At 64.6% G+C, this 1,093-nt stretch carries 1 protein-coding gene; it reads left to right on the top strand.

Annotated features, from left to right (window positions below):
• Window positions 1-94: 94 nt before the first annotated feature.
• Window positions 95-1,093, top strand: a 999-nt coding sequence (locus Q0L94_RS17530; RefSeq protein ID WP_296755912.1) for a pyridoxal phosphate-dependent aminotransferase, incomplete at its 3' end; no start/stop codon positions are given.

Raw genomic sequence — 1,093 nt, 5'->3', positions numbered from 1 at the left:
ACGGGCTATTGGGGAAGGTGACGAACACGGGTAGAATTTCGCGGCTAAAACTTGTTGATAGTAGCATCCCGAGCGGATGCATGAAGGAACCACTGTGGAACTCTCCCGCCGCGTACAGGCCATCAAACCCTCGCCCACCCTCGCCGTCACCGCCCGCGCCGCCGCGCTCAAGGCGACCGGCCGCGACATCATCGGCCTCGGCGCCGGCGAGCCCGATTTCGACACCCCGCAGCACATCAAGGACGCGGCGATCGACGCGATCAACAAGGGGTTCACCAAGTACACCGCGGTCGACGGCACCCCCGGCCTGAAAGCGGCGATCATCGCCAAGTTCAAGCGCGACAATGGCCTCGACTACACACCGAAGCAGATCCTGGTGTCGTGCGGCGGCAAGCAGAGCTTCTTCAACCTGGTGCAGGCGGTGATCAACCCCGGCGACGAGGTCATCATCCCCGCGCCCTACTGGGTTTCGTACCCCGACATCGTCATCCTCGCCGACGGCAAGCCGGTGATCGTCGAAGCCGGCATCGAGCAGGGCTTCAAGATCACCCCGGCGCAGCTGCAAGCGGCGATCACGCCAAAAACGCGCCTGTTCGTCATCAACAGTCCGTCCAACCCCACCGGCGCGGTGTACACGAAGGCCGAACTCGCCGCGCTGGGCGAAGTGCTGAGGAAGCACCCGCAGGTGCTGATCGCCTCCGACGACATGTACGAGCACATCCGCCTCGACGGCACGCCCTTCGTCAACATCCTCGATGTCTGCCCCGATCTCTACGACCGCACCCTGGTGCTGAACGGCGTATCGAAAGCCTACTCGATGACCGGCTGGCGCATCGGCTACGCCGCCGGACCGGAAGCGATCCTGCGCGCGATGACCAACGTGCAGTCGCAATCCACGTCCAATCCCACCTCGATCTCGCAGGTCGCCGCCGAAGCCGCGCTCAACGGCGACCAGGGTTGCATCATCCCGATGCTCGACGCCTTCAAGGCACGCCACCGCTACGTCGTCGACGCGCTCAACGCCATTCCCGGCTTCAAGTGCGTCGACAGCGGTGGCGCCTTCTACGCCTTCCCCGACGTGCGCCCGGCGATC

It is taken from the genome of Thiobacillus sp. (assembly GCF_024708915.1).
Note: the sequence above shows the minus strand (reverse complement) of the source record. Positions and strands in the feature narration are given on the sequence as shown.